Here is a 20117-nt window from a genome sequence, read left to right as displayed (position 1 = left end):
TGCCGGTATGACAGAGTCGAGTGTCGGCGGTGTGCTCGCCGGGGTCGAGGACCTGCTTCCCGTGTTGCGGGAGCGGGCCCAGGAGACCGAGGACGCCCGCCGCATTCCCGAAGAGTCGATCAAGGCGCTGCAGGAAACGGGCTTTTTCAAGCTGCTGCAGCCCAAGCCGTACGGCGGCTACGAAGCCGACCCGGTTTCCTTCTACACCGCGGTGAAACGCATCGCGAGCGCCTGCGGGTCCACCGGCTGGGTGGCCTCCATTCTCGGCGTGCACCCCTGGCACCTGGCGTTGTTCGACGCCAAGGCGCAGGAGGACGTGTGGGCCGAGGACCACGAGGTGCGACTGTCCTCTTCGTACGCCCCGATGGGCAAGGCGAAGGTGGTCGACGGGGGATACCGGCTCAGCGGACGGTGGAGCTTCTCCTCCGGCTGCGACCACGCCACCTGGGTGCTGCTGGGCGCACCCGCCTTCGACGCGGACGGCAAGCCGGTCGACTTCTGCACCTACCTGCTGCCGATCGCCGACTACACCATCGAAGACGTCTGGGACACCGTCGGCCTCCGCGGCACCGGCAGCAACGACATCATCGTGGACGACGTGTTCGTCCCGGCGCACCGGGCGCTGAGCTTCATGGCCACCTCGAAGTGCCGGACCCCCGGCCAGGAGGTCAATCCCGGCCCGCTGTACAAGCTGCCCTACGGCTCGGTGCACCCGTCCACCATCACCGCGCCGATCATCGGCATGGCGCAGGGCGCCTACGACGCGCACGTGGAGTTCCAGCGCAAGCGGGTCCGCGCCGCGTACGCCGGTGAACAGTCCAAAGAGGACCCGTTCGCCAAGGTGCGGATCGCCGAGGCGGCCAGTGAGATCGACGCCGCCTGGTTGCAGCTGACGCACAACATCGACGAGCTGTACCAGCTGGCGTGCGCGGGGGAGAAGCTGCCGTTCGCCACCCGGCTGCGGGTCCGCCGCGACCAGGTCCGCGGCACCGAGCGCGCGATCGCCGCGATCGACCGGCTCTTCGAGAACTCCGGCGGGCGTGCCCTGCGGTCCGGCACGCCGATCCAGCGGTTCTGGCGTGACGCGCACGCCGGCCGCGTGCACGCGGCGAACGATCCCGAACGCGCGTACACCATGTTCGGCACCGGCGAGTTCGGGCTGCCGGTGGAAAATGGGATGGTGTGACGGTGACCGAAGGCCAGTACGCCCAGGTGACGCCGGAACTGCGGCTGCACTACCACGAAACCGGCGCCGAGCACGAGGAAACGGTGATCCTGCTGCACGGCGGCGGGCCGGGCGCGTCGGCGTGGAGCAACTTCGGGCGCAACCTGCCGGTGTTCGGCAAGGCGTTCCGCACCATCGCGGTCGACCAGCCGGGCTTCGGCCGGTCGGACAAGCCGACCGAGCACCCGCAGTACTTCACGCACAGCGCGAACGCCGTGGTGGCGCTGATGGACCACCTCGGCATCGAGCGCGCGCACCTGGTCGGCAACTCGCTCGGTGGTGGCGCGGCGGTCCGGATCGCGCTGGACCACAGTGGACGCGCCGGGCGGCTGGTGCTGATGGGGCCGGGCGGGCTGAGCGTGAACCTGTTCGCGCCGGACCCGACCGAGGGCGTCGGCAAGCTCGCCGCGTTCGGCGCGAACCCGACCAGGGAGAACATGGCAGCCTTTCTCCGGGTGATGGTGTTCGACCAGTCGCTGGTCACCGACGAGCTGATCGACGAGCGGTTCGCGCTGGCGAGCGCGCCCGAGTCACTGGCCGCGATGCGCGCGATGGGCGCGTCGTTCATGCGGCCGGACAGCTACGAGCAGGGCATGCTGTGGCGTGACGTGCACCGCCTGCGCCAGCGGGTGCTGTTGATCTGGGGCCGTGAGGACAGGGTGAACCCGCTCGACGGTGCGCTGGTGGCGTTGAAGAACATCCCGCGTGCGCAGCTGCACGTGTTCGGGCGCTGCGGGCACTGGGCACAACTGGAGAAGTTCGACGAGTTCAACCGGCTCGCCATCGAATTCCTCGGCGGAGGTGTGGGGTAAATGGGCATCCGGTCGCTGGGATATCTGCGCATCGAGGCCACCGATCTGGCGGCCTGGCGGGAATACGGGCTCAAGGTGCTCGGCATGGTCGAGGGCAAGGGCACCGATCCCGAAGCGCTGTACCTGCGGATGGACGACTTCCCGGCGCGGCTGGTGATCGTGCCCGGCGAATCGGACCGGCTCGCGCAGGCCGGCTGGGAGGTGGCCAACGCCGCCGAGCTGGAGGAGGTCCGGCAGAGCCTGGCCGCGCACGAGGTGCCGTTCAAGGAGGGCACCGCCGAGCAGCTGGCCGACCGGCACGTGGTGGAGATGATCACCTTCGAGGACCCGTCGGGCAACCAGCTCGAGGTCTTCCACGGCATCGCGTTGCAGCACCGGCGGGTGGTGAGCCCGTACGGGCACCGGTTCGTCACCGAGGAGCAGGGGCTCGGGCACGTGGTGCTGTCCACTCACGACGATGCCGCCGCGCTGCACTTCTACCGCGACGTACTGGGTTTCCGGCTGCGTGACTCGATGCGGCTGCCGCCGCAGTTCGTCGGCAGGCCCGCCGACGGGGAACCGGCCTGGCTGCGGTTCTTCGGCTGCAACCCGCGGCACCACAGCCTGGCGTTCCTGCCGATGCCGGTGCCGAGCGGGATCGTGCACCTGATGGTCGAGGTGGAGAACACCGACGACGTGGGCCTGTGCCTGGACCGCGCGCTGCGGCGGAAGGTGCCGATGTCGGCGACGCTGGGCAGGCACGTCAACGACCTGATGCTGTCGTTCTACATGAAAACGCCCGGTGGCTTCGACATCGAGTTCGGCTGCGAGGGCAGGCAGGTCGACGACGACACCTGGATGGCACGCGAGAGCACGGCGGTTTCGCTGTGGGGTCACGACTTCTCGATCGGGGCGAAGCAGCAGTGACCGCGTCGGCGGCGATCGACGCGGCCCGGTTCCGCGCGGTGCTGGGGCACTTCTGCACCGGGGTCGCGGTGGTGACCGGGCACGACGGCGCGGAACCGGTCGGGTTCGCGTGCCAGTCGTTCGCCGCCCTCTCGCTGGACCCGCCGCTGGTGTTGTTCTGCCCGGCGAAAACCTCCGGCTCGTGGCCGGTGATCGAACGCAGCGGCTCGTTCGCGGTCAACGTGCTTTCGGAGGAGCAGCAGGAACTCAGCGCCGTTTTCGGGGCGCGGGGGGTGGACAAGTTCGCCAGGGTCGCCTGGCAGCCAGGGCCGTCGGGGTCGCCGGTGCTGGATGGAGCCTTGACCTGGCTCGACTGCGACGTGGAAACCGTGCACGAGGCGGGAGACCACTATGTCGTGATCGGGCGGGTGCGGGCGCTGGGCGCCGAATCCGCGGACCACGGTTCGCCGCTGTTGTTCTACCGTGGCCAATACGCCTTGACCAGGCCACGGACGGAAATCGACAAACTGTTCGACTGGCCGCGCCCGGGCGATTGGCTGTAATGTGGCTTTCATAGCGCGCCAAACGCTATGAAAGCCACATTCATTGCACCCCCCCCGGAACTAGCGGCGTAGCGGGGAACCTGCCTCGTGCAGGTGGCGCAGGGCTTGCGCGTACGAATCGACGAGGCCGGTTTCGTGGTACGGCACGCCGATCTCGGCGCAGTAGTCGCGGACGATCGGCTGCGCGCGCCGCAGGTGCGGGGTCGGCATGCTGGGGAACAGGTGGTGCTCGATCTGGTAGTTCAGCCCGCCCATCGCGGTGTCGACGAACCACCCGCCCCGCACGTTGCGCGAGGTGAGCACCTGGCGCCGCAGGAAGTCCGGCCGCTTGTTCCCGGTCAGCGTCGGCATGCCCTTGTGGTTCGGCGCGAAGATCGATCCCATGTAGACACCCCACAACCCTTGGTGCACGGCGATGAACACCAGCGCCTTCACCGGCGAGAGCACCAGGAACACCGCACCCAGGTACAGCGCGAAGTGCGCGAACAGCAGTCCGGCCTCCAGCCCGCGCCGCTTCAGGCCCGGCTTCAGCACCGCGCGGACGCCCGACCAGTGCAGGTTCAGCCCTTCCAGCGTGAGCAGCGGGAAGAACAGGTACGCCTGGTACCGGCCGATGAACCGCGGGATGCCGCGGCTGGCCCTGGCCTGGTCCTTCGACCAGACCAGCACGTCCGGATCGACGTCGGGATCGAGTTCCTCGTGGTTCGGGTTCGCGTGGTGGCGGGTGTGCTTGTCCATCCACCAGCCGTAGCTCATGCCGATGCCGAGATTGCCCGCCAGCCGCCCGGCGACCTCGCTCGGCCGCCGCGTGCGGAACACCTGCCGGTGCGCGAGGTCGTGCGAGAGCAGCGCGATCTGCCCGAACAACACGGCGAGCAGCACCGCTACGAACAGCGTCGCCCACGAGTCGCCGACCAGTCCGAACAGCGTCCAGGCGGCGGCGAACAGGGCGGTCACCACGCCGATGCGCAGTGCGTAGTAGCCGGGACGCCGGTCCAGCAGGCCGGCCTGGTTGATCCGCCGGGACAACCGGGCGAAGTCGCTTCCGGTTTCCGCGGCGAGAAGAGGCTGTGTGGTCACGCGTCGAGTCTGGTCACCGCGTGTGCCCGCCGGTAGCCGGTGCGCACCCCGGCCGGGGGTGGGGCTGCCCCTACCGGCGCAGGTGCCGGTGCGGTGGCCCGAACAGCTGGCTGCTGCCGTGTGCGCGCTTGAAGTACCGGTGCGCGGGGTGTTCCCAGGTGATGCCGATCCCGCCGTGCAGCTGGATCATTTCCGAGGCGATCGTGGTGAAGGCCTCCGCACAGTGCACTTTGGCCACCCAGGCCAGCGATGGGTCCTCCGCGGCCGCCGCCACGCACGAGCGCGAGGTCTCGACCAGGACGTACAGGTCGGCCAGGCGGTGCTTGATCGCCTGGAAACCACCGATCACCCGGCCGAACTGCTTGCGTTGCTTCGTGTAGTCCAAGGTGATTTCGAACGCGCGCGCCATCGCGCCGGTCTGCTCGGCCGCGAGCAGCACACACGCCTGGTCCAGCAGGGAAGGATCGACGTCCCCGACCAGGGAAACCTGTGCTCCGCGAAGATCCACAGTGGCCAGTCGGCGGGTCTCGTCCATGGTGGGGGAGTGGGTGCGCCGGACACCCGGCTGCTCCACCGGTACCGAGTAGAGCCGATTTCCCGTCACGACCAGCAGAAGCTCGGCTGTGTCGCCGTCGAGCACGTACCGGCCTGTTCCGTCCACAGTGGACCCATCGGCCGAGAAGTCCGCGAAGGCAACGGTGCCGGTGGTCAACTTGGCGGCCAGCGGCGAGTCCGCCAGCGCCAGCGCGGCGATCGAAGTGGACAGGAACGGCAGTGGTGAGAGCACGCGGCCGAATTCTTCGGCGACCACGGCCAGTTCGGGCAGTCCCGCGCCGAGACCACCGTGTTCCTCCGGCACCGCGAGCGCGGCGACCCCGATCTGCGAGCACAACACGTCCCACGACGCACCCCGCGACAAGGCGCTGCGCACCGAGTCCCGCAGTGCGTCCAGCTCCTCCGCGGTGCTCACGGCAGCACCCGCCCGCGGTGGAAGGCGGGCGTGCCCCACGCCGCCACCAGTGCACGCACCTTCGTCAGGCGCAGGCCGAGGCCGTGTTCGGCGGTGTAGCCGATGGCCCCGTGCACCTGGAGTCCGGTCCGCGCGGCCAGTGAGGCGGCCTTTCCGGCGGCGGCCTTCGCCGCCGACACGTCCCGTGCCGACGTGCTCAGCGCGGCCGCCCAGAGCAGGGGCCGCGCGAGTTCGAGCGCGGTGACGGCGTCCGCGAGCAGGTGCTTGATCGCCTGGTAACTGCCGATCTCGCGGCCGTACTGCTTGCGTTGCTTGGCGTAACTCACCGAGGCGTCCAGCAGCCACTGCCCGGCGCCGAGCAGCTGCGCGGCGGTGGCGAGCGCGCCGTGTTCGAAGGCCAGCGGCACGTGGTCGCCGATCCGGTCACCGCGTTCGGGCTCGAACAACCGGCGGACCCGATCGACCGAGGTCAGCCGCTTGCCGGGGGAGAAGGTGTGCAGCCCGTCGCCGGTGAGCATCAGCCGGACATCGGCGACATCGGCGTCCAGGCCGTACGGCACGTGCGGCGGCAGCACCACCGACGCCAGCCGCCCGCCCGATTCGACGGACAGCGCGGGCAGCACGGCGGCGGCGTCGACCCACGGCCCCGGTACCGCGTGATAACCGAGCCGTTCGAAGGCGACCACCAGATCGACCAGCGAACCGCCGGAGTCCAGCAGGTCGAGCAGGCCGAGGCCGGTCAAGCCGTGCCAGAGCTTCATGCCCGGCCCGAGGTCGTCGTCCGCCCACGACCGGGCGGCCGCGTCGCAGTCCGCTGTGGACAGGTAGTCGTCCAGCGCGGCGGCGAAGTCGGTTTGCTCGGTGGACAGCGCGAACCTCATCGATCACCCCGTGGCAGGCCGAGCAGCCGCTCGGCGACGATGTTGCGCTGGATCTGGTCGGTGCCGCCGTAGATCGGCCCGGCCAGCGAGAACAGCCAGCCGTCCGGCCAGTCACCGTCCACTTCGGCCTCGGGCCCGAGCAGTTCGAGCGCGGTTTCGTGCAGGGAAACGTCCAGCTGCGACCAGAAGAGCTTGTTCACACTGGACTCCGGGCCGAGCGAAGCCCCATCGGCGAGGCGGGTGGCCGTGCCGAAGGTGTAGAGCTGGTAGGCGCGAGCCCCGATCCACGCGTCGGCGACCCGATCGGCCAGCGCCGGGTCGCGGCTTTCCGACCACAGCCGGACCAGCCGGTCCGCGCTGGCCAGGAACCGGCCGGGGCTGCGCAGCGACAGCCCGCGCTCGTTGTTCGCCGTGGTCATCGCGACCCGCCAGCCCTCGCCGGGCGTGCCGATCACGTCCTCGTCCGGCACGAAGACCTCGTCGAAGAACAGTTCGGCGAACCCGGGCTCGCCGTCGAGCTGGGCGATCGGCCGCACCTGCACACCGTCGGCCCGCAGATCGATCATGAAGTAGGTGAGCCCGCGGTGCCGCACCGCCTCCGGGTCGCTGCGGAACAACCCGAATGCCTTGTCCGCGAACGCGGCGCGGGAACTCCACGTCTTCTGCCCGGACAGCAGCCAGCCGCCGTCGGTGCGCTGGGCCGTGCTGCGCAACGCGGCGATGTCGCTGCCCGCTTCGGGTTCGGACCACGCCTGCGCCCAGACCGCTTCGGAGCGCGCCATCTTCGGCAGGATGCGGGCCTGCTGCTCCGGCGTGCCGTGGGAGAACAACGTGGGCGCGAGCATGAACAGGCCGTTCTGGTTGACCCGCCCCGGCGCGCGTGCCGCGTAGTATTCCTCCTCGAAGACCAGCCAGTCCAAAAGGGACGCATCACGGCCACCGAACTCGGCGGGCCAGGAGACCACCGACAACCGCGCGTCGGCGAGCTTGGCCTCCCACTCGCGGTGCAGTTCGAATCCCTCGGTGGTGTCGAACGAGGGCAGCGTGACGACGTTTTCCGCCAGCCAGGCACGCACTTCGGCGCGGAAGGCCAGCGTCGATTCGGGGAGGTCGAGGTCCATCAGGACTGCTTCCCGGCGTCCCGCATCGAGCGCGCGTCCTGCCCGCCGAGAGAGTCCCCGCCCGCGACCTCGGCGTTGTGCGCGTGCGCGAAGTGGTGCAGGCCGAACACCGAGTCCATGCCCGCGCGCAGGCCCATCAGGTCCTCCGCCTGGTTGACCGCCTTCTTCGCCAGCGCGAGCCCGAATCCCGGCATGGCGGCGATCTTCCCGGCCAGCGCCAGCGTCTCCGACTCCAGGTCCTCGCGGGGCACCACGCGGTTGAGCATGCCCCATTCCCTGGCCTGCGCGGCGGTGAACCGTTCGCCGGTGAACAGCACCTCCTTGGCCGCACGCGGCCCGAGCACCCACGGGTGCGCGAAGTACTCCACCCCCGGAATTCCCATGCGCACCACGGGATCGGCGAAGAACGCGTCTTCGGAGGCGACGATCAGGTCACACACCCACGCCAGCATCAGCCCGCCGGCGATGCACGCGCCCTGCACGCTGGCGATCATCGGCTTCGGGATCTCCCGCCAGCGGCGGCACATGCCCAGGTACACCTCGGACTCGCGGGCGAAGCGCCGGTCACCGCCGTCCCGGCCGGTGTGGTCCCACCACAGCACCGACCGGCGGTCGAAGGAGGTGTCCGCGTCCCGGCCCGGCGAGCCGATGTCGTGCCCGGCGGAGAAGTGCTTGCCCGCCCCGGCCAGCACGATCACCTTCACCGAGTCGTCGTCCACCGCCCGCGAGAACGCGTCGTCCAGCGCGTAGGTCATCGCCGAGTTCTGCGCGTTCCGGTACTCGGGCCGGTCCATGGTCACCACCGCGACCGCGTCCCGCTGCTCGTACCGCACCGTCATGGGGCCTCCTCGCCGTCGACACGGAGCATTCGCTTGAGTACCTTCCCGGACGCGTTGCGCGGCAGCGCGTTGACGAACTCCACCCGGCGCGGCCGCTTGTAGTTGGCCAGGTTTGCCTCGCAGTGCGCCAGAACGTCCTCTTCGGACAGTGCGGTGCCGTCATCGGAGCGCACCACGTAGGCGGCGCCGACCTCACCGAGCCGGTCGTCGGGCACCCCGATCACCGCCGATTCGGTGACCCCGGGCAGCCGCGCGAGCACCTGCTCCACCTCGGCTGGGTAGACGTTGAAGCCACCGCAGATGTACATGTCCTTGATGCGGTCGGTGATCCGCAGGTAGCCGCGTTCGTCCAGCTCACCGGCGTCACCGGTGTGCAGCCAGCCGTCGGCGTCGATCGCTTCGGCGGTGGCTTCGGGATCGTCAAGATAACCGAGCATGGTGTTCGGCCCGCGCAGCAGGACCTCACCGGTGTCCGCGATGCGCACCTCGAACCCGGCGGCCGCGCTGCCGCAGGTGGTCGCCACGGTGACCGGGTCGTCGCCCGCGTGGCACATCGTCGCCACCACCGCCTCGGTCAGCCCGTACGCGGTGAGCACGGTCTCCAGGCCGAGATCGGACCGCATGCGCTCGATCAGCGGGACCGGCACGGTGGCCGCGCCGGTGACCGCGACCCGCAGCGACGACAGGTCGTGTGCCGCGCGCTCGGGGTGGTCCAGCAGCACCTGGAAGATGGTCGGCGCGCCGGGCAGCACGGTGATCCGCTCGGTCTCGATCAGCTCCATCGTGCGCACCGGGTCGAAGGTCGCCTGCGGCACGATGGTGCTGCCGCCCAGGACCGCCGCGAGAATGCCCGCCTTGTACCCGAAGCTGTGGAAGAACGGGTTGATCACCAGGTAGCGATCTTCCGGGGTGAGCCCGGCGCGCTCGGCCCAGGCGCCGGCGACGCCCAGCGTGCGCCGATGGCTGGTCATCGCGCCCTTGCTGCGGCCGGTGGTGCCCGAGGTGAACAGGATGTCGGCGAGGTCGTCCGGTTCGACGGCGGTGTCGAATTCGCCGGTGAGGTCTGTCCAGTCGGTGGGGATGCGCAAGACCACTTCGGGGCGGGCGTCGCCGATTTCGGCGAGCCGGTCCACCCCGAGGAAGTTGTCGGCGACCACCAGTGCCCTGGCCGCGCTGCGGGTGATGACGTCGCGCATCTCCGGCCCGGTGAACCGGGTGTTGATCGGCACCAGCGCCGCCCCGGCGGCCGACGCGCCGAGCGCGGCGATCACCCAGTGGTACGAGTTCGGCGCGCAGATCGCCACGCGGTCGCCGCGGCGGATGCCCCGCTCGGCGAACCACGCCGCGCGGCCGAGCACCCGCTGGTGCAGTTCCGGCCAGGTGAGCCGCACCGGGCCGTCCACGAGCGCCTCACCGCTGGGCAGCCGGGCGGCCGTCGCGGCGAGTGCGGCGGGAATCGTGTCCGAAGTGTTCAAGGTCTTCGCTCCCTAGCAAGTGCTTGGTAGGGTAGCAGCGTGACCGAGTTCCGGGAACGGGTGCGCGACTGGCTGGCCGAGAACCTGGCCGGTGAGTTCGCCGCGCTGCGTGGCCTCGGCGGCCCCGGCCGCGAGCACGAGGCGTTCGAAGAGCGGCTGGCCTGGGAGCGGCGGCTCGCCGCCGGTGGCTGGACCTGCCTCGGCTGGCCGGTCGAGCACGGCGGCCGCGGTGCGAGCCTCGACGAGCAGGTGATCTTCCACGAGGAGTACGCCAGGGCGAACGCGCCCGCGAAGGTCAGCCACCTCGGTGAGCAGCTGCTCGGGCCGACGCTGATCGCCTTCGGCACGCCGGAGCAGCAGCGCCGGTTCCTGCCGAAGATCAGGGCTGTGGAAGAACTCTGGTGCCAGGGTTACTCCGAACCGGGGGCGGGCTCGGACCTCGCCGCGGTGTCGACCACGGCCACGCTCGACGGGGACGACTGGGTGCTGCACGGCCAGAAGGTGTGGACTTCGCTGGCGCACCAGGCCGACTGGTGCTTTGTGCTGGCGCGCACGGAACCCGGTTCCCAGCGGCACCAGGGCCTGTCGTACCTGCTGGTGCCGATGCGGCAGCCGGGCGTCGAGGTGCGCCCGATCGTGCAGCTGACCGGGACCTCGGAGTTCAACGAGGTCTTCTTCGACGGCGCCCGTACCGCGCGTGACCTGGTGGTCGGTGAACCCGGTGACGGCTGGCGGGTGGCGATGGGCACGCTCGGCTTCGAGCGCGGGGTGGCCACGCTCGGCCAGCAGGTCGGCTTCCGGCGTGAACTCCAGGCGCTGACCGAACTCGCCGAGCGCACCGGTGCCGCCGGTGACCCGCACATCGCCGAGAAGCTGGCCCGCGCGCGGGTCGGCCTCGAAGTGATGAACGCGCACGCCCGCCGCACGCTCGGTGACACCGCGCCCGGCGTGGCGGAAGTGTCCAAACTGGTCTGGGCGAACTGGCACCGTTCGCTCGGGGAGTTGGCGATGCTGGTGCGTGGCCCCGAAGCGATGCTCACCGGCGACGACCTGGACGAGTGGCAGCGGCTCTACCTGTTCACCAGGGCCGACACCATCTACGGCGGCTCCAACGAAATCCAGCGCAACGTGATCGCCGAGCGGGTGCTCGGCCTGCCGAGGGAGGCCCGTCCTTGATCCCCGTGCCGAAGTACCCGGAAGGCCGCGACCTGTTGCGGGACAAGGTGGTGGTGATCACCGCGGCGGCGGGCACCGGGATCGGGTCCGCGGTGGCCAGGCGCTGCCTGGAGGAGGGCGCGCGGGTGGTGCTCAGCGACCGGCACGAGCGCAGGCTGGCCGAGAAGGCCGCCGAACTCGGCGGGGTGCACGCGATCCCGTGTGACGTCACCGACGGTGAACAGGTCCGGGCGCTGATCGACGGCGCGGTGGCCCACCACGGCCGGCTCGACGTACTGATCAACAACGCCGGGCTCGGCGGTCAGAAGTCCATTGTGGACATGACCGACGACGAGTGGGCCACCGTGCTGGACGTGACGCTCACCAGCACCTTCCGGGTCACCAGGGCGGCGCTGCGGCAGTTCATCGCGCAGGGTGACGGGGGAGCGGTGGTGAACAACGCCTCCGTGCTCGGCTGGCGGGCGCAGGCCGGGCAGGCGCACTACGCGGCGGCGAAGGCCGGGGTGATGGCGCTGACGCGGTGCGCGGCGGTGGACGTGGCCGAGCACGGCATCCGGGTCAACGCGGTCGCGCCCAGCCTGGCGATGCACCCGTTCCTGGCCAAGGTGACCAGCGAGGACGTGCTGGCCGAGCTGACCGCGCGCGAGGTTTCCGGCAGGGCGGCGAAACCGTGGGAGGTGGCGAATGTGATGGTGTTCCTCGCCAGTGACTACGCCTCGTACCTGACCGGCGAGGTGGTCTCCGTTTCGAGTCAGCACGCGTAAGGAACACGAGAAGACGATGAGCAAGCCAGGAACGAACTCGGGCCGCCGCGCGGAACTGCTGGGCATCGCCGCGGGCCTGTTCGCCGAGCGCGGGTTCGTTTCCACCACGGTCCGGGACATCGCCGACGCGGCGGGCATCCTGTCCGGCAGCCTGTACCACCACTTCGACTCCAAGGAGCAGATCGCCGACGAGATCCTCACCGGGTTCCTCGACGAGCTGTTCGGCACCTACGCCGAGATCGTGGAGTCGCGGCTGGGGCCGCGCAAGACGCTGGAGGCGGTGGTCGCGGCGTCCTTCGACTCCATCCACCGGCGGCCCGCCGAGGTGGAGATCTACCAGAACGAGGCCAAGCACCTGGCCAAGCAGCCGCGGTTCGCCTACATCGGCACCCGCAACGCCGAGTTCCGCAAGCTGTGGCACGACCTGCTCGCCGAGGGCATCGCGGCCGGGGAGTTCCGCGCCGACCTGGACATCGAGCTGACCTACCGGTTCATCCGCGACACCGTGTGGGTGGCCGTGCGCTGGTACAACCCCGAGGGCACGCTGTCCGCGGCCGACGTGGCCGCGCAGTACCTCGGCATCCTGCTCGACGGCATCGCCACCCGGCGGCGCCGCGTCAAGAAGGAGACCTGATGGCCGAGGCCTACGTGCTCGACGCCGTGCGCACCCCGGTGGGCAGGCGCGGGGGCGCGCTCAGCGCGATGCACTCCGCCGATCTCGGCGCCCACGTGATCGAGGCGGTCGTCGGCCGGGCCGGGGTGGACCCGGCGCTGGTGGACGACGTGATCCTGGGCTGCACGGACACGCTCGGGCCGCAGGCCGGCAACATCGCCAGGACGGCCTGGCTGGCCGCCGGGTTCCCGCACCACGTGCCAGGGGTGACCGTGGACCGGCAGTGCGGGTCGAGCCAGCAGGCGGTGCACTTCGCCGCGCAGGCGGTGCTCAGCGGCACGATGGACCTGGTGCTGGCCGGCGGGGTGCAGAACATGAGCCAGATCCCGATCAGCGCGGCCATGCTGGCCGGGCGGGAGCACGGCTTCGACGACCCGTTCTCCGGCTCGAAGGGGTGGCAGGAGCGGTACGGCGCCGCGGAGATCTCGCAGTTCCACGCGGCGGAGATGATCGCTTCGCACTGGGGTTTCCCGCGTGCGCAGCTGGAGGAGTACGCGTACTCGAGTCACCAGCGGGCCATCGCGGCCATCGATTCCGGTCGTTTTGACGCGGAGCTCGCGCCGGTCGGCGATTTCCGCCACGACGAGGGGCCGCGGCGGGACACCACGCTGGAGCGCATGGCGTCGCTGAAGCCGCTGAGCCCCGGATCGGTGCTGACCGCGGCGGTGGCCAGCCAGATCTCGGACGGTGCTTCCGCGACGCTGATCGCTTCGGCTTCGTTCGTGGCGGAGCACGGCCTGAAGCCGCGGGCACGCATCCACCACCTTTCGGTGCGGGCCGCGGACCCGGTCTGGATGCTGACGGGCCCGATCCCGGCGACGGCGCACGCGCTGCGCCGCACGGGGTTGTCGATCGGGGACATCGACCTGTTCGAGGTGAACGAGGCCTTCGCGCCGGTGGTGCTGGCTTGGCTCGACGAAACCGGCGCCGACCCGGCGCGGGTCAACGTCAACGGCGGCGGGATCGCACTGGGCCACCCGATCGGCGCGACCGGGACCAAGCTGTTCGCCACCCTGCTGCACGAACTGGAACGCCGAGGGGGCCGGTACGGGCTGCAGACGATGTGCGAAGGCGGCGGCACCGCCAACGTCACGATCATCGAGCGAGTGTGATCTAGCCTCGCGGTATGGGTGAACACAAGGAGCGCATGCTGCGCGGCGAGCTGTACCGCGACAACGATCCCGAGCTGGTCGCCGAGCGGCATCGCGCGCAGCGCCTGTGCGCCGAGTTCAACGCGACCGAGCCCGACGCGAACGAGCGCCGGGACGAGCTGCTGCGCGACCTGCTCGGCAAGTTCGGCGACGGCTCGTGGATCATGCCGCGCTTCCAGTGCGACTACGGCTACCTGATCGAGATCGGCGCCAACTCGTTCCTCAACTACGACGCCATCCTGCTGGACTGCGCCCCGATCCGGATCGGCAACGACGTGTCGATCGGGCCGCGGGCGCAGCTGCTGACCGCGCTGCACCCGATGGAGGACCACGAGGCGCGACGCCAGCGGTGGGAGAGCGCGGCCCCGATCACCATCGGCGACAACGTCTGGTTCGGCGGCGGGGTCACCGTGTGCGCCGGGGTGACCGTCGGTGACGACACGGTGGTCGGGGCGGGGAGCGTGGTCACCAGGGACCTGCCGTCCCGCGTGTTCGCCGCCGGGAACCCGGCCAGGGTGATCCGGCCGCTCTGACACGGCACCCGCTACGAAGGCAGGTCCGCCAGCAGCTCCCGCAGGGCGGTTTCGAAGGCGGCCGGGTTGCGTTGCGGGGCCAGGTGCGCGCCCGGCACCTCGGCGAACGGCTGCCCCAGCTCGAGCGCAAGCGTTTTCGCCGGGCGGTAGTGGTAGTAGCCCCGGCTGTCGCGGCCGGCCGTCGGGGTGATCTCCACCCGCGACCGCCGCAGCGCCACCAGATCCGGCTCGTAGTGGTAGAACGCGCGGAGCTCCCTGGTGAACAGCCGGATCCACTCCCGCTCGTTCGGCAGGCGCACCATGCGCAGCTCAGGCAGCCCCGCCCCCGCCAGCGAACCGGCGAACTGCGTGAACGCCTCGACCAGGTCGCCCCGCTCACACGCGGCGACCTGCGACTCGGCGAAGGCCTCCCACTCCTCGGCGTCCGGCAGCAGCTGGACCAGCGGCGGCTCGTGCGCGACCAGCCCGGTCAGCACGTCGGGGTGCCGCGCGGCCAGGTCCAGCCCGATCAGCGCGCCCGCGCTGCTGCCGAACACCGTCGCCTTGCCGAGCCCGGCGTGCTCGATGACCGCCCGCGCGTCGTCGGCCTGCAGGCTGACCGGCACCGGGCCGGTGGTCTCGTCCGTGCTGCGGAAGTGCCCGCGCCGGTCGTAGGTGAGCACGGTGTAGTCGCTGCCCAGGCGCTTCGCCAGGGCGCGGTAGCTGTCCGCGGCGCCGAGCCCGCCCGCGATCATCAGCAGCGGCGGCCCTTCGCCGGTGGATTCGACCTGCAGCTCACCGTCGGCGACCGGGCAACGCTGGGAGATCATGCCGGGAAGTCAAGCACATCAGCAGCCGCCCAAGCGCCGAAGGATCAGCTCCGCGTCGGTCACGATTCCCTCGATCAGTTCCGCCACCGCGGGCAGGTCCGCCAGCAGGCCCACCACCTGCCCCGATGCCAGCACCCCGGCGTCCGGATCACCGCCGACCAGCCCGGCGCGCAACAGCATCGGCGTGTTCGCCGCCATCAGCACCTGCGCCCAGCCACGGTCGCCGCCGCGCTTCATCGCGAGGCCCTCACGCAGCATGGACCGCCAGCTCAGCCCGGTGATCCGGCGGAACCGCGCGGCGTTGGTGACCGCCCGCGCGAAGCCGGTGAGCCTGCCGGAGCGCTCCAGCGACTCGACCAGTTCGGTGCGCAGCACGCGGTGCGGCAGGCCGTCGACCTTGCGGGTCACCACGGTGTCACCGAGCCCGCGCGCCAGGTAGGCCTGCTTGACCGCGTCCGGCACGGTGCTTTCGCGGGTCAGCAGGAACCGCGTGCCCATCGCCACCCCGGCCGCGCCGTAGGCCAGCGCGGCGGCCAGGCCGCGGCCGTCGTAGAAGCCACCGGCGGCCACCACCGGGATGTCCACGGCGTCCAGCACGGACGGCAGCAGCAGCGTGGTGGCCACCCCGCCGGTGTGCCCGCCGCCCTCACCACCCTGCACGATCACCGCGTCGGCACCCCAGCCCGCCACCTTCTCGGCGTGTCGCGCGGCCCCGACCGACGGGATGACCACCACGCCGTTGTCCTTGAGCTTGGCGATCATGTCCGGTTTCGGGGCCAGCGCGAAGGAAGCGACCTTGACGCCCTCGGCGATGAGCAGGTCGACCCGCCGCCCGGCGTCCTCGGCGTCGGCACGCAGGTTGACGCCGAACGGTTTTGCCGTGCGCAGCCGGGTTTCCTTGATCGCGGTGGCGAGTTCCTCGTAGCTCATCGTCGCCGACGCGAGAATGCCGAGCCCGCCGCCCTCGGCGGTGGCGGAGACCAGCCGCGGCCCGGCCACCCAGCCCATTCCGGTCTGCACCACCGGATGCGTCACACCGGTCAGCTCGGTCAGCGCGGTCTTCACGACGGCACCTCGCGCTCCCGGTGCCCATTCGGATCGACGACCTCGCGCAGCAGGCGCAGTTCCTCGTCCGTGGGCAGCCGGGTTTCGGTGACCGCGCTGGTGTCCAGTTCGAACGAGGTGTTCGCGCACACCTCGTCCACCGAAACACCGGGGTGCGTGGACACCAGCCGCATCGTGTGGTCCGGCCCGCCGAAGTCGAGCACGGCCAGGTTGGTCACCACGCGGTGCACGTCGTGGTACGGGAAACCTTTGGCACGCTGGTAACCAACGCCGGACACGATGTCCACTTCGGACACGAAGACCCGCTTGCCGTGCCGCGGCACCCAGTAGCTGGTGCGGTGGTTGACCGTGTTGCCGGGCCCGCCGCGCACGCCGAGCAGTTGCTTCACCGGCCGGGAGTGCTCGCCGATCGCGGAGATGTTCTGGTCGCCGTGGCGGCCGATCTGGTTCGCGCCCATCACCACGTGCCGCTTGCCGTGCGGGACCACGGTGTCGAGCACCTTGCGGAACGGCTGCCAGCCCTCGATCACCCCGTCGGTGTCGACCAGGTACGCCTCGCCGTTGCTGAGCAGCAGGTCGGGTTCGAAGGTGAGCCTGGCCAGCCGCGCGCCGATCGACGGCAGCAGGCCCATCGGGCTGACCACGATCTCGCCGTCACCGCGGAACAGCTCCGCGCAGGCGACCGCGGCGACATCGGCACGGGTCGGGCTCACGCGGCCTCCTCGTGAAACTTGGCGACCTCGTCCTGGTACCGGCGCTCGTCCCCGCTGAGGAACCGGTCGGCGAAGGCGGGCCATTTGTCCGGGTCTTTGGCCGATTCGGCGTAGTGGCGCTGGAAGGCTTCGTCACGGCCGTAGTCGGGCGCCGCGGTGGTGAAGTGCGCGCCCTTCGGGGTTTCCGCCACGCCGTCGACCGAACTCCGGTTCAGCAGCAGGCTTTGCACCGGCCCGGCTTCGGTCAGTTCCGCGGTCTCCACCACTTTCTCCACGCTGACGAAGGTGCGTTCGGCGGCGAGGGCGAACAGCTCGTCGAAGTACGGGTCCGGCCCGAGGTACTGCGCGTTGCCGCGGGCGTCCGCGCGGTTGAGGTGGATGAGCGCGGCGTCCAGCTTCAACGCGGGCACGGCGAGCAGCTCCTCTCCGTCGTCGTAGGGCGAGCGGACGGTGCGCAGGTGGCGGTTCAGGTCGAGCACCGCCGAGCCCAGCCCCGCCCGCGTCGGCAGGAACGGAAGTCGTTGCGCGGCAGCGGAAAGCGCGGTACCGAACACGCCCTCGTCGTACTCGGTGACCTCGATCGCGCCCTGCTCGCGCACGCGGTTGAACCACGGGTCGAACGGGATCGAGTCGAGGGTGACAAAGCCGAACACCAGCCGCCGGATCTTGCCCGCCGACGCCAGCAGGCCCACGTCCGGCCCGCCGTAGGAGACCACGGTCAGGTCCTTGACCGGCGACCGCAGCAACGCGCGGACCAGCGCCATCGGCTTGCGGCGGGACCCCCAGCCGCCGATGCCGACGGTCATGCCGTCGCGCAGCTCGGCGACGATCTCGTCCGGCGTGGTTCGCTTATCCGGCATTCTTCCCCCTGTCCAGGAACTGCTGCCGTGCTTCGTCCGAGACACCGGCGAGGTTCAGCTCGAAGGTGAAGCCCTGTTCGTAGCGGTAGCTGCGGTGCACGTGCTGCGGGTCGATCCCGTTGATCGCCTGCTTCGCCGCGCGGATCACCCGCGTGTCCTTCGCCGCGATGGTGCGCGCCAGCTCCAGCGCCGCCTTGTCCAGTTCTTCGCGCGGCACCACGGAATAGACCGAACCGTGGTGGTGGAGCTGGTGCGCGTCGATGGTGCTCGCGGTGAAGTACAGCGCGCGCATCAGGTGCTGCGGCACCAGCCGCGCGAGGTGCGTGGCCGCGCCGAGCGCCCCGCGGTCCACTTCGGGCAGTCCGAAGGTGGCGTCCTCACTGGCGATCACCACGTCGGCGTTGCCGACGAGGCCGATGCCGCCGCCGAGGCAGAAGCCCTGCACGGCGGCGATCACCGGGACCGCGCAGTCGTAGACCGCGGCGAAGGCCGCCGCGCACCCCTGGTTGGCGCCGATGAGCGCGGTGTACCCGGAATCGGCCTGGATTTCCTTGATGTCGACGCCGGCGTTGAAGCCGCGGCCCGCCGCGCGCAGCACCACGACGTGGCACCGCTGGTCGTCCCCGGCGGCGCGGATCGCGTCCGCCAGGTCGAACCAGCCCCGCACGGACAGGGCGTTGACCGGCGGCGCGTCCACCGTGACCACGGTGACGCCCGGCTCCGGCTGTTCGGTGGTGATGGGCATGTCCGCCTCTCGCCAAACCTAGCACTTGCTTGGTACGTTAGCAGGGCAGTCGTCGGAAGGGCAGGCCATGACGACCTGGAATCTCGGCCTCGGCGGTGCCGTCGTGCTGGTCACCGGCGGCGCGCGAGGCGTGGGCGCCGGGATCACGGCCGCCTTCGCCGAGGTCGGCGCGCGGGTGGTGGTCTGCGGGCGGAAGCCGCCGGATTCCGTTGCCGGGGCGGATTTCCTGCCCTGTGACGTGCGGGAGCCGGAGCAGGTCGAGGCGCTGGTCGAGCGGATCACCGAACGGTACGGACGGCTCGACGTGGCGGTCAACAACGCCGGAGGCGCGCCCTTCGCCGAAGCGGCACGGGCGTCGCCGCGCTTCCACGAGAAGGTGGTCGCGTTGAACCTGCTGGCCCCGCTGACCGTCGCCCGCTGCGCGAATTCCGTTATGCAGCACCAGGAATCCGGCGGGGTGATCGTCAACGTCGGCAGTGTGAGCGGGGGCAGGGCGTCCCCGGGCACGGCGTCCTACGGCGCCGCGAAGGCCGGGCTGGCCAACCTGACGGCCAGCCTCGCCGTGGAATGGGCACCGAAGGTGCGGGTGGTCGCCATCGCGGCGGGCATGGTCCGCACCGAGCAGGCGCACCTGCACTACGGCGACGAGGCCGGCGTGGCGGCGGCCGGTCGCACGGTTCCGCTCGGGCGGCTCGCCGAACCGGCGGAAATCGGTGCGTGCGCGGTGTTCCTCGCTTCGGCGAAGGCGTCCTACGTCAGCGGGACCACGCTGACCGCGCACGGCGGCGGTGAGGTGCCGGCGTTCCTGGCGGCGAGCAACGCACAACACGAGGAGCGGGCATGATCATGGACGGCCGGGTGGTCGTGGTGACCGGGGCGGGACGCGGGATCGGGCGCGCGCACGCGCTGGCCTTCGCCCGTGAGGGCGCTTCGGTGGTGGTGAACGACTTCGGCGTGGCCGCCGACGGGAGCGGCACCTCGGCCGGGCCGGCTGAGCAGGTGGTCGCCGAGATCGAGGCGCTGGGCGGCAAGGCCGTCGCGAACACCGGCGACGTGGCCGACTGGGCGGGCGCCGAACGGCTGATCGGCACCGCGCTGGAGAAGTTCGGCAGGCTGGACGTGCTGGTCAACAACGCCGGCTTCGTCCGCGACCGGATGCTGGTCACGCTGAGCGAGCAGGAGTGGGACGCGGTGATCCGCGTGCACCTCAAGGGCCACTTCGCGCCGCTGCACCACGCGGCGGTGCACTGGCGTGCCGAGGCGAAGGCCGGCCGGACGCCGTCGGCGCGGGTGATCAACACCAGTTCGGGGGCGGGCCTGCTGGGCGGCATCGGGCAGGGCAACTACTCCGCGGCCAAGGCGGGCATCGCCGGGCTGACCGTGGTGGCGGCGGCCGAGCTGGCGCGGTACGGCGTCACGGTGAACGCGATCGCCCCGGCCGCGCGGACCCGGATGACCGAAGAGGTGTTCGCCGAGATGATGGCGGCGGGGGACGGGTTCGACGCGATGGCGCCGGAGAACGTCTCACCGCTGGTGGTCTGGCTGGGCAGCGAGGAATCGGCCGGGGTGACCGGGCGGGTGTTCGAAGTGGACGGTGGGCGGGTCTCGCTGGCCACCGGCTGGCGGCACGGGCCGGAGCGCGACAAGGGCGCCCGCTGGGAGCCGTCCGAGCTGGGCCCGGTGGTGGCCGAGCTGCTGGCCGAGGCGCCGGAACCGGAGCCGGTCTACGGCGGGTGAAAAACCGGTGCCCGAAACCATGACAGGTTCTGTCGGGGTT

Annotated in this window: 22 protein-coding genes; 11 read left to right on the top strand and 11 right to left on the bottom strand. The window is 70.8% G+C overall.

The features are described from left to right. The first annotated feature begins 7 nt into the window (after nt 1-7). The 4 genes from hsaA to hsaB are packed head-to-tail and all read left to right on the top strand — an operon-like array spanning nt 8 to nt 3485. Nucleotides 8-1186, top strand: coding sequence for a 3-hydroxy-9,10-secoandrosta-1,3,5(10)-triene-9,17-dione monooxygenase oxygenase subunit (gene hsaA / locus A4R43_RS16190; RefSeq protein ID WP_113693085.1), 1179 nt, complete (start codon nt 8-10; stop codon nt 1184-1186). Between the two features lie 2 nt (nt 1187-1188). After that, nucleotides 1189-2037 (top strand): 4,5:9,10-diseco-3-hydroxy-5,9,17-trioxoandrosta-1(10),2-diene-4-oate hydrolase, encoded by an 849-nt coding sequence (gene hsaD, locus A4R43_RS16185; protein WP_113697647.1) that lies wholly within the window; start codon nt 1189-1191, stop codon nt 2035-2037. Beyond that, nucleotides 2038-2943 carry an iron-dependent extradiol dioxygenase HsaC gene (gene hsaC, locus A4R43_RS16180; protein WP_113693084.1) on the top strand — a complete coding sequence of 302 codons (906 nt, stop codon included), beginning with the start codon at nt 2038-2040 and terminating at the stop codon, nt 2941-2943. Further along, the gene (gene hsaB / locus A4R43_RS16175; RefSeq protein WP_113693083.1) at nt 2940-3485 is read left to right on the top strand and encodes a 3-hydroxy-9,10-secoandrosta-1,3,5(10)-triene-9,17-dione monooxygenase reductase subunit; all 546 of its coding nucleotides are present in this window, start codon (nt 2940-2942) and stop codon (nt 3483-3485) included. Before hsaC ends, hsaB begins: the two co-directional genes overlap by 4 nt. 60 nt (nt 3486-3545) lie before the next feature. On the opposite strand, the gene A4R43_RS16170 is transcribed toward hsaB, so the two are convergent. The 6 genes from A4R43_RS16170 to A4R43_RS16145 form a co-directional block, all read right to left on the bottom strand. Further along, nucleotides 3546-4565 (bottom strand): fatty acid desaturase family protein, encoded by a 1020-nt coding sequence (locus tag A4R43_RS16170; protein WP_113693082.1) that lies wholly within the window; start codon nt 4563-4565, stop codon nt 3546-3548. A gap of 70 nt (nt 4566-4635) precedes the next feature. Then, nucleotides 4636-5535 (bottom strand): acyl-CoA dehydrogenase family protein, encoded by a 900-nt coding sequence (locus tag A4R43_RS16165; protein WP_113693081.1) that lies wholly within the window; start codon nt 5533-5535, stop codon nt 4636-4638. Beyond that, nucleotides 5532-6416 (bottom strand): acyl-CoA dehydrogenase family protein, encoded by an 885-nt coding sequence (locus A4R43_RS16160; protein ID WP_113693080.1) that lies wholly within the window; start codon nt 6414-6416, stop codon nt 5532-5534. Before A4R43_RS16160 ends, A4R43_RS16165 begins: the two co-directional genes overlap by 4 nt. Next, complete coding sequence (locus A4R43_RS16155; protein WP_113693079.1) at nt 6413-7537, bottom strand: acyl-CoA dehydrogenase family protein; 1125 nt, start codon at nt 7535-7537, stop codon at nt 6413-6415. The genes A4R43_RS16160 and A4R43_RS16155 overlap by 4 nt, the downstream gene beginning before the upstream one ends. Next, nucleotides 7537-8376 carry an enoyl-CoA hydratase gene (locus A4R43_RS16150; protein ID WP_113693078.1) on the bottom strand — a complete coding sequence of 280 codons (840 nt, stop codon included), beginning with the start codon at nt 8374-8376 and terminating at the stop codon, nt 7537-7539. The genes A4R43_RS16155 and A4R43_RS16150 overlap by 1 nt, the downstream gene beginning before the upstream one ends. Then, nucleotides 8373-9851: a FadD3 family acyl-CoA ligase gene (locus A4R43_RS16145; RefSeq protein ID WP_113693077.1), complete on the bottom strand. Its 1479-nt coding sequence runs from the start codon at nt 9849-9851 to the stop codon at nt 8373-8375. Before A4R43_RS16145 ends, A4R43_RS16150 begins: the two co-directional genes overlap by 4 nt. A gap of 39 nt (nt 9852-9890) precedes the next feature. Here A4R43_RS16145 and A4R43_RS16140 point away from each other — a divergent pair, with 39 nt between their 5' ends. From A4R43_RS16140 to A4R43_RS16120, 5 genes are read left to right on the top strand one after another with little or no spacing between them, the layout of a single operon-like run. Continuing rightward, nucleotides 9891-11027, top strand: a complete 1137-nt coding sequence (locus tag A4R43_RS16140; protein WP_113693076.1) for an acyl-CoA dehydrogenase family protein — start codon at nt 9891-9893, stop codon at nt 11025-11027. Next, a complete protein-coding gene (locus A4R43_RS16135) occupies nt 11024-11791 on the top strand; it encodes an SDR family oxidoreductase (protein ID WP_113693075.1) in 768 nt (255 codons plus the stop codon). Before A4R43_RS16140 ends, A4R43_RS16135 begins: the two co-directional genes overlap by 4 nt. A 16-nt stretch (nt 11792-11807) precedes the next feature. Beyond that, entirely contained in the window at nt 11808-12425 is a 618-nt protein-coding gene (locus A4R43_RS16130) for a TetR/AcrR family transcriptional regulator (RefSeq protein WP_113693074.1), read from the top strand. Further along, nucleotides 12425-13576, top strand: coding sequence for an acetyl-CoA C-acetyltransferase (locus A4R43_RS16125; protein ID WP_113693073.1), 1152 nt, complete (start codon nt 12425-12427; stop codon nt 13574-13576). The genes A4R43_RS16130 and A4R43_RS16125 overlap by 1 nt, the downstream gene beginning before the upstream one ends. Nucleotides 13577-13590: 14 nt before the next feature. Next, nucleotides 13591-14148 carry a sugar O-acetyltransferase gene (locus tag A4R43_RS16120; RefSeq protein WP_113693072.1) on the top strand — a complete coding sequence of 186 codons (558 nt, stop codon included), beginning with the start codon at nt 13591-13593 and terminating at the stop codon, nt 14146-14148. An 11-nt stretch (nt 14149-14159) separates the two neighbouring features. On the opposite strand, the gene A4R43_RS16115 is transcribed toward A4R43_RS16120, so the two are convergent. The 5 genes from A4R43_RS16115 to A4R43_RS16095 are packed head-to-tail and all read right to left on the bottom strand — an operon-like array spanning nt 14160 to nt 18340. Continuing rightward, nucleotides 14160-14957 (bottom strand): alpha/beta fold hydrolase, encoded by a 798-nt coding sequence (locus A4R43_RS16115; protein WP_113693071.1) that lies wholly within the window; start codon nt 14955-14957, stop codon nt 14160-14162. Nucleotides 14958-14975: 18 nt separating this feature from the next. Next, a complete protein-coding gene (locus tag A4R43_RS16110) occupies nt 14976-16022 on the bottom strand; it encodes an NAD(P)H-dependent flavin oxidoreductase (protein ID WP_113693070.1) in 1047 nt (348 codons plus the stop codon). Further along, a complete protein-coding gene (locus A4R43_RS16105; protein WP_113693069.1) occupies nt 16019-16735 on the bottom strand; it encodes a CoA-transferase subunit beta in 717 nt (238 codons plus the stop codon). The genes A4R43_RS16110 and A4R43_RS16105 overlap by 4 nt, the downstream gene beginning before the upstream one ends. Beyond that, on the bottom strand, nt 16732-17595 hold the full coding sequence (locus A4R43_RS16100; RefSeq protein ID WP_113693068.1) for a CoA transferase subunit A: 864 nt from the start codon (nt 17593-17595) through the stop codon (nt 16732-16734). The genes A4R43_RS16105 and A4R43_RS16100 overlap by 4 nt, the downstream gene beginning before the upstream one ends. After that, nucleotides 17585-18340 (bottom strand): enoyl-CoA hydratase family protein, encoded by a 756-nt coding sequence (locus A4R43_RS16095; protein ID WP_113693067.1) that lies wholly within the window; start codon nt 18338-18340, stop codon nt 17585-17587. The genes A4R43_RS16100 and A4R43_RS16095 overlap by 11 nt, the downstream gene beginning before the upstream one ends. 67 nt (nt 18341-18407) lie before the next feature. On the opposite strand from A4R43_RS16095, the gene A4R43_RS16090 reads away from it, so the two are divergent. Both A4R43_RS16090 and A4R43_RS16085 read left to right on the top strand, forming a co-directional pair. Beyond that, nucleotides 18408-19184 (top strand): SDR family oxidoreductase, encoded by a 777-nt coding sequence (locus A4R43_RS16090; protein WP_113693066.1) that lies wholly within the window; start codon nt 18408-18410, stop codon nt 19182-19184. Next, on the top strand, nt 19181-20077 hold the full coding sequence (locus A4R43_RS16085; protein WP_113693065.1) for an SDR family oxidoreductase: 897 nt from the start codon (nt 19181-19183) through the stop codon (nt 20075-20077). The genes A4R43_RS16090 and A4R43_RS16085 overlap by 4 nt, the downstream gene beginning before the upstream one ends. The last annotated feature ends 40 nt before the right edge of the window (nt 20078-20117 follow it).

The organism is Amycolatopsis albispora, from assembly GCF_003312875.1.
Classification (GTDB): Bacteria; Actinomycetota; Actinomycetes; order Mycobacteriales; family Pseudonocardiaceae; genus Amycolatopsis; species Amycolatopsis albispora.
The sequence above is the reverse complement of the archived record's forward strand: the minus strand, read 5'-3'. Positions and strand labels throughout refer to the sequence as shown.

Bases quoted from the DNA above. Each gene is read 5' to 3' on its own strand.
- hsaA (WP_113693085.1), top strand. From the start codon at position 8: ATGACAGAGTCGAGTGTCGGCGGTGTGCTCGCCGGGGTCGAGGACCTG.
- hsaC (WP_113693084.1), top strand. From the start codon at position 2,038: ATGGGCATCCGGTCGCTGGGATATCTGCGCATCGAGGCCACCGATCTG.
- A4R43_RS16160 (WP_113693080.1), bottom strand. From the start codon at position 6,416: ATGAGGTTCGCGCTGTCCACCGAGCAAACCGACTTCGCCGCCGCGCTG.
- A4R43_RS16155 (WP_113693079.1), bottom strand. From the start codon at position 7,537: ATGGACCTCGACCTCCCCGAATCGACGCTGGCCTTCCGCGCCGAAGTG.
- A4R43_RS16150 (WP_113693078.1), bottom strand. From the start codon at position 8,376: ATGACGGTGCGGTACGAGCAGCGGGACGCGGTCGCGGTGGTGACCATG.
- A4R43_RS16130 (WP_113693074.1), top strand. From the start codon at position 11,808: ATGAGCAAGCCAGGAACGAACTCGGGCCGCCGCGCGGAACTGCTGGGC.
- A4R43_RS16125 (WP_113693073.1), top strand. From the start codon at position 12,425: ATGGCCGAGGCCTACGTGCTCGACGCCGTGCGCACCCCGGTGGGCAGG.
- A4R43_RS16120 (WP_113693072.1), top strand. From the start codon at position 13,591: ATGGGTGAACACAAGGAGCGCATGCTGCGCGGCGAGCTGTACCGCGAC.
- A4R43_RS16115 (WP_113693071.1), bottom strand. From the start codon at position 14,957: ATGATCTCCCAGCGTTGCCCGGTCGCCGACGGTGAGCTGCAGGTCGAA.
- A4R43_RS16100 (WP_113693068.1), bottom strand. From the start codon at position 17,595: ATGCCGGATAAGCGAACCACGCCGGACGAGATCGTCGCCGAGCTGCGC.
- A4R43_RS16095 (WP_113693067.1), bottom strand. From the start codon at position 18,340: ATGCCCATCACCACCGAACAGCCGGAGCCGGGCGTCACCGTGGTCACG.
- A4R43_RS16090 (WP_113693066.1), top strand. From the start codon at position 18,408: ATGACGACCTGGAATCTCGGCCTCGGCGGTGCCGTCGTGCTGGTCACC.
- A4R43_RS16085 (WP_113693065.1), top strand. From the start codon at position 19,181: ATGATCATGGACGGCCGGGTGGTCGTGGTGACCGGGGCGGGACGCGGG.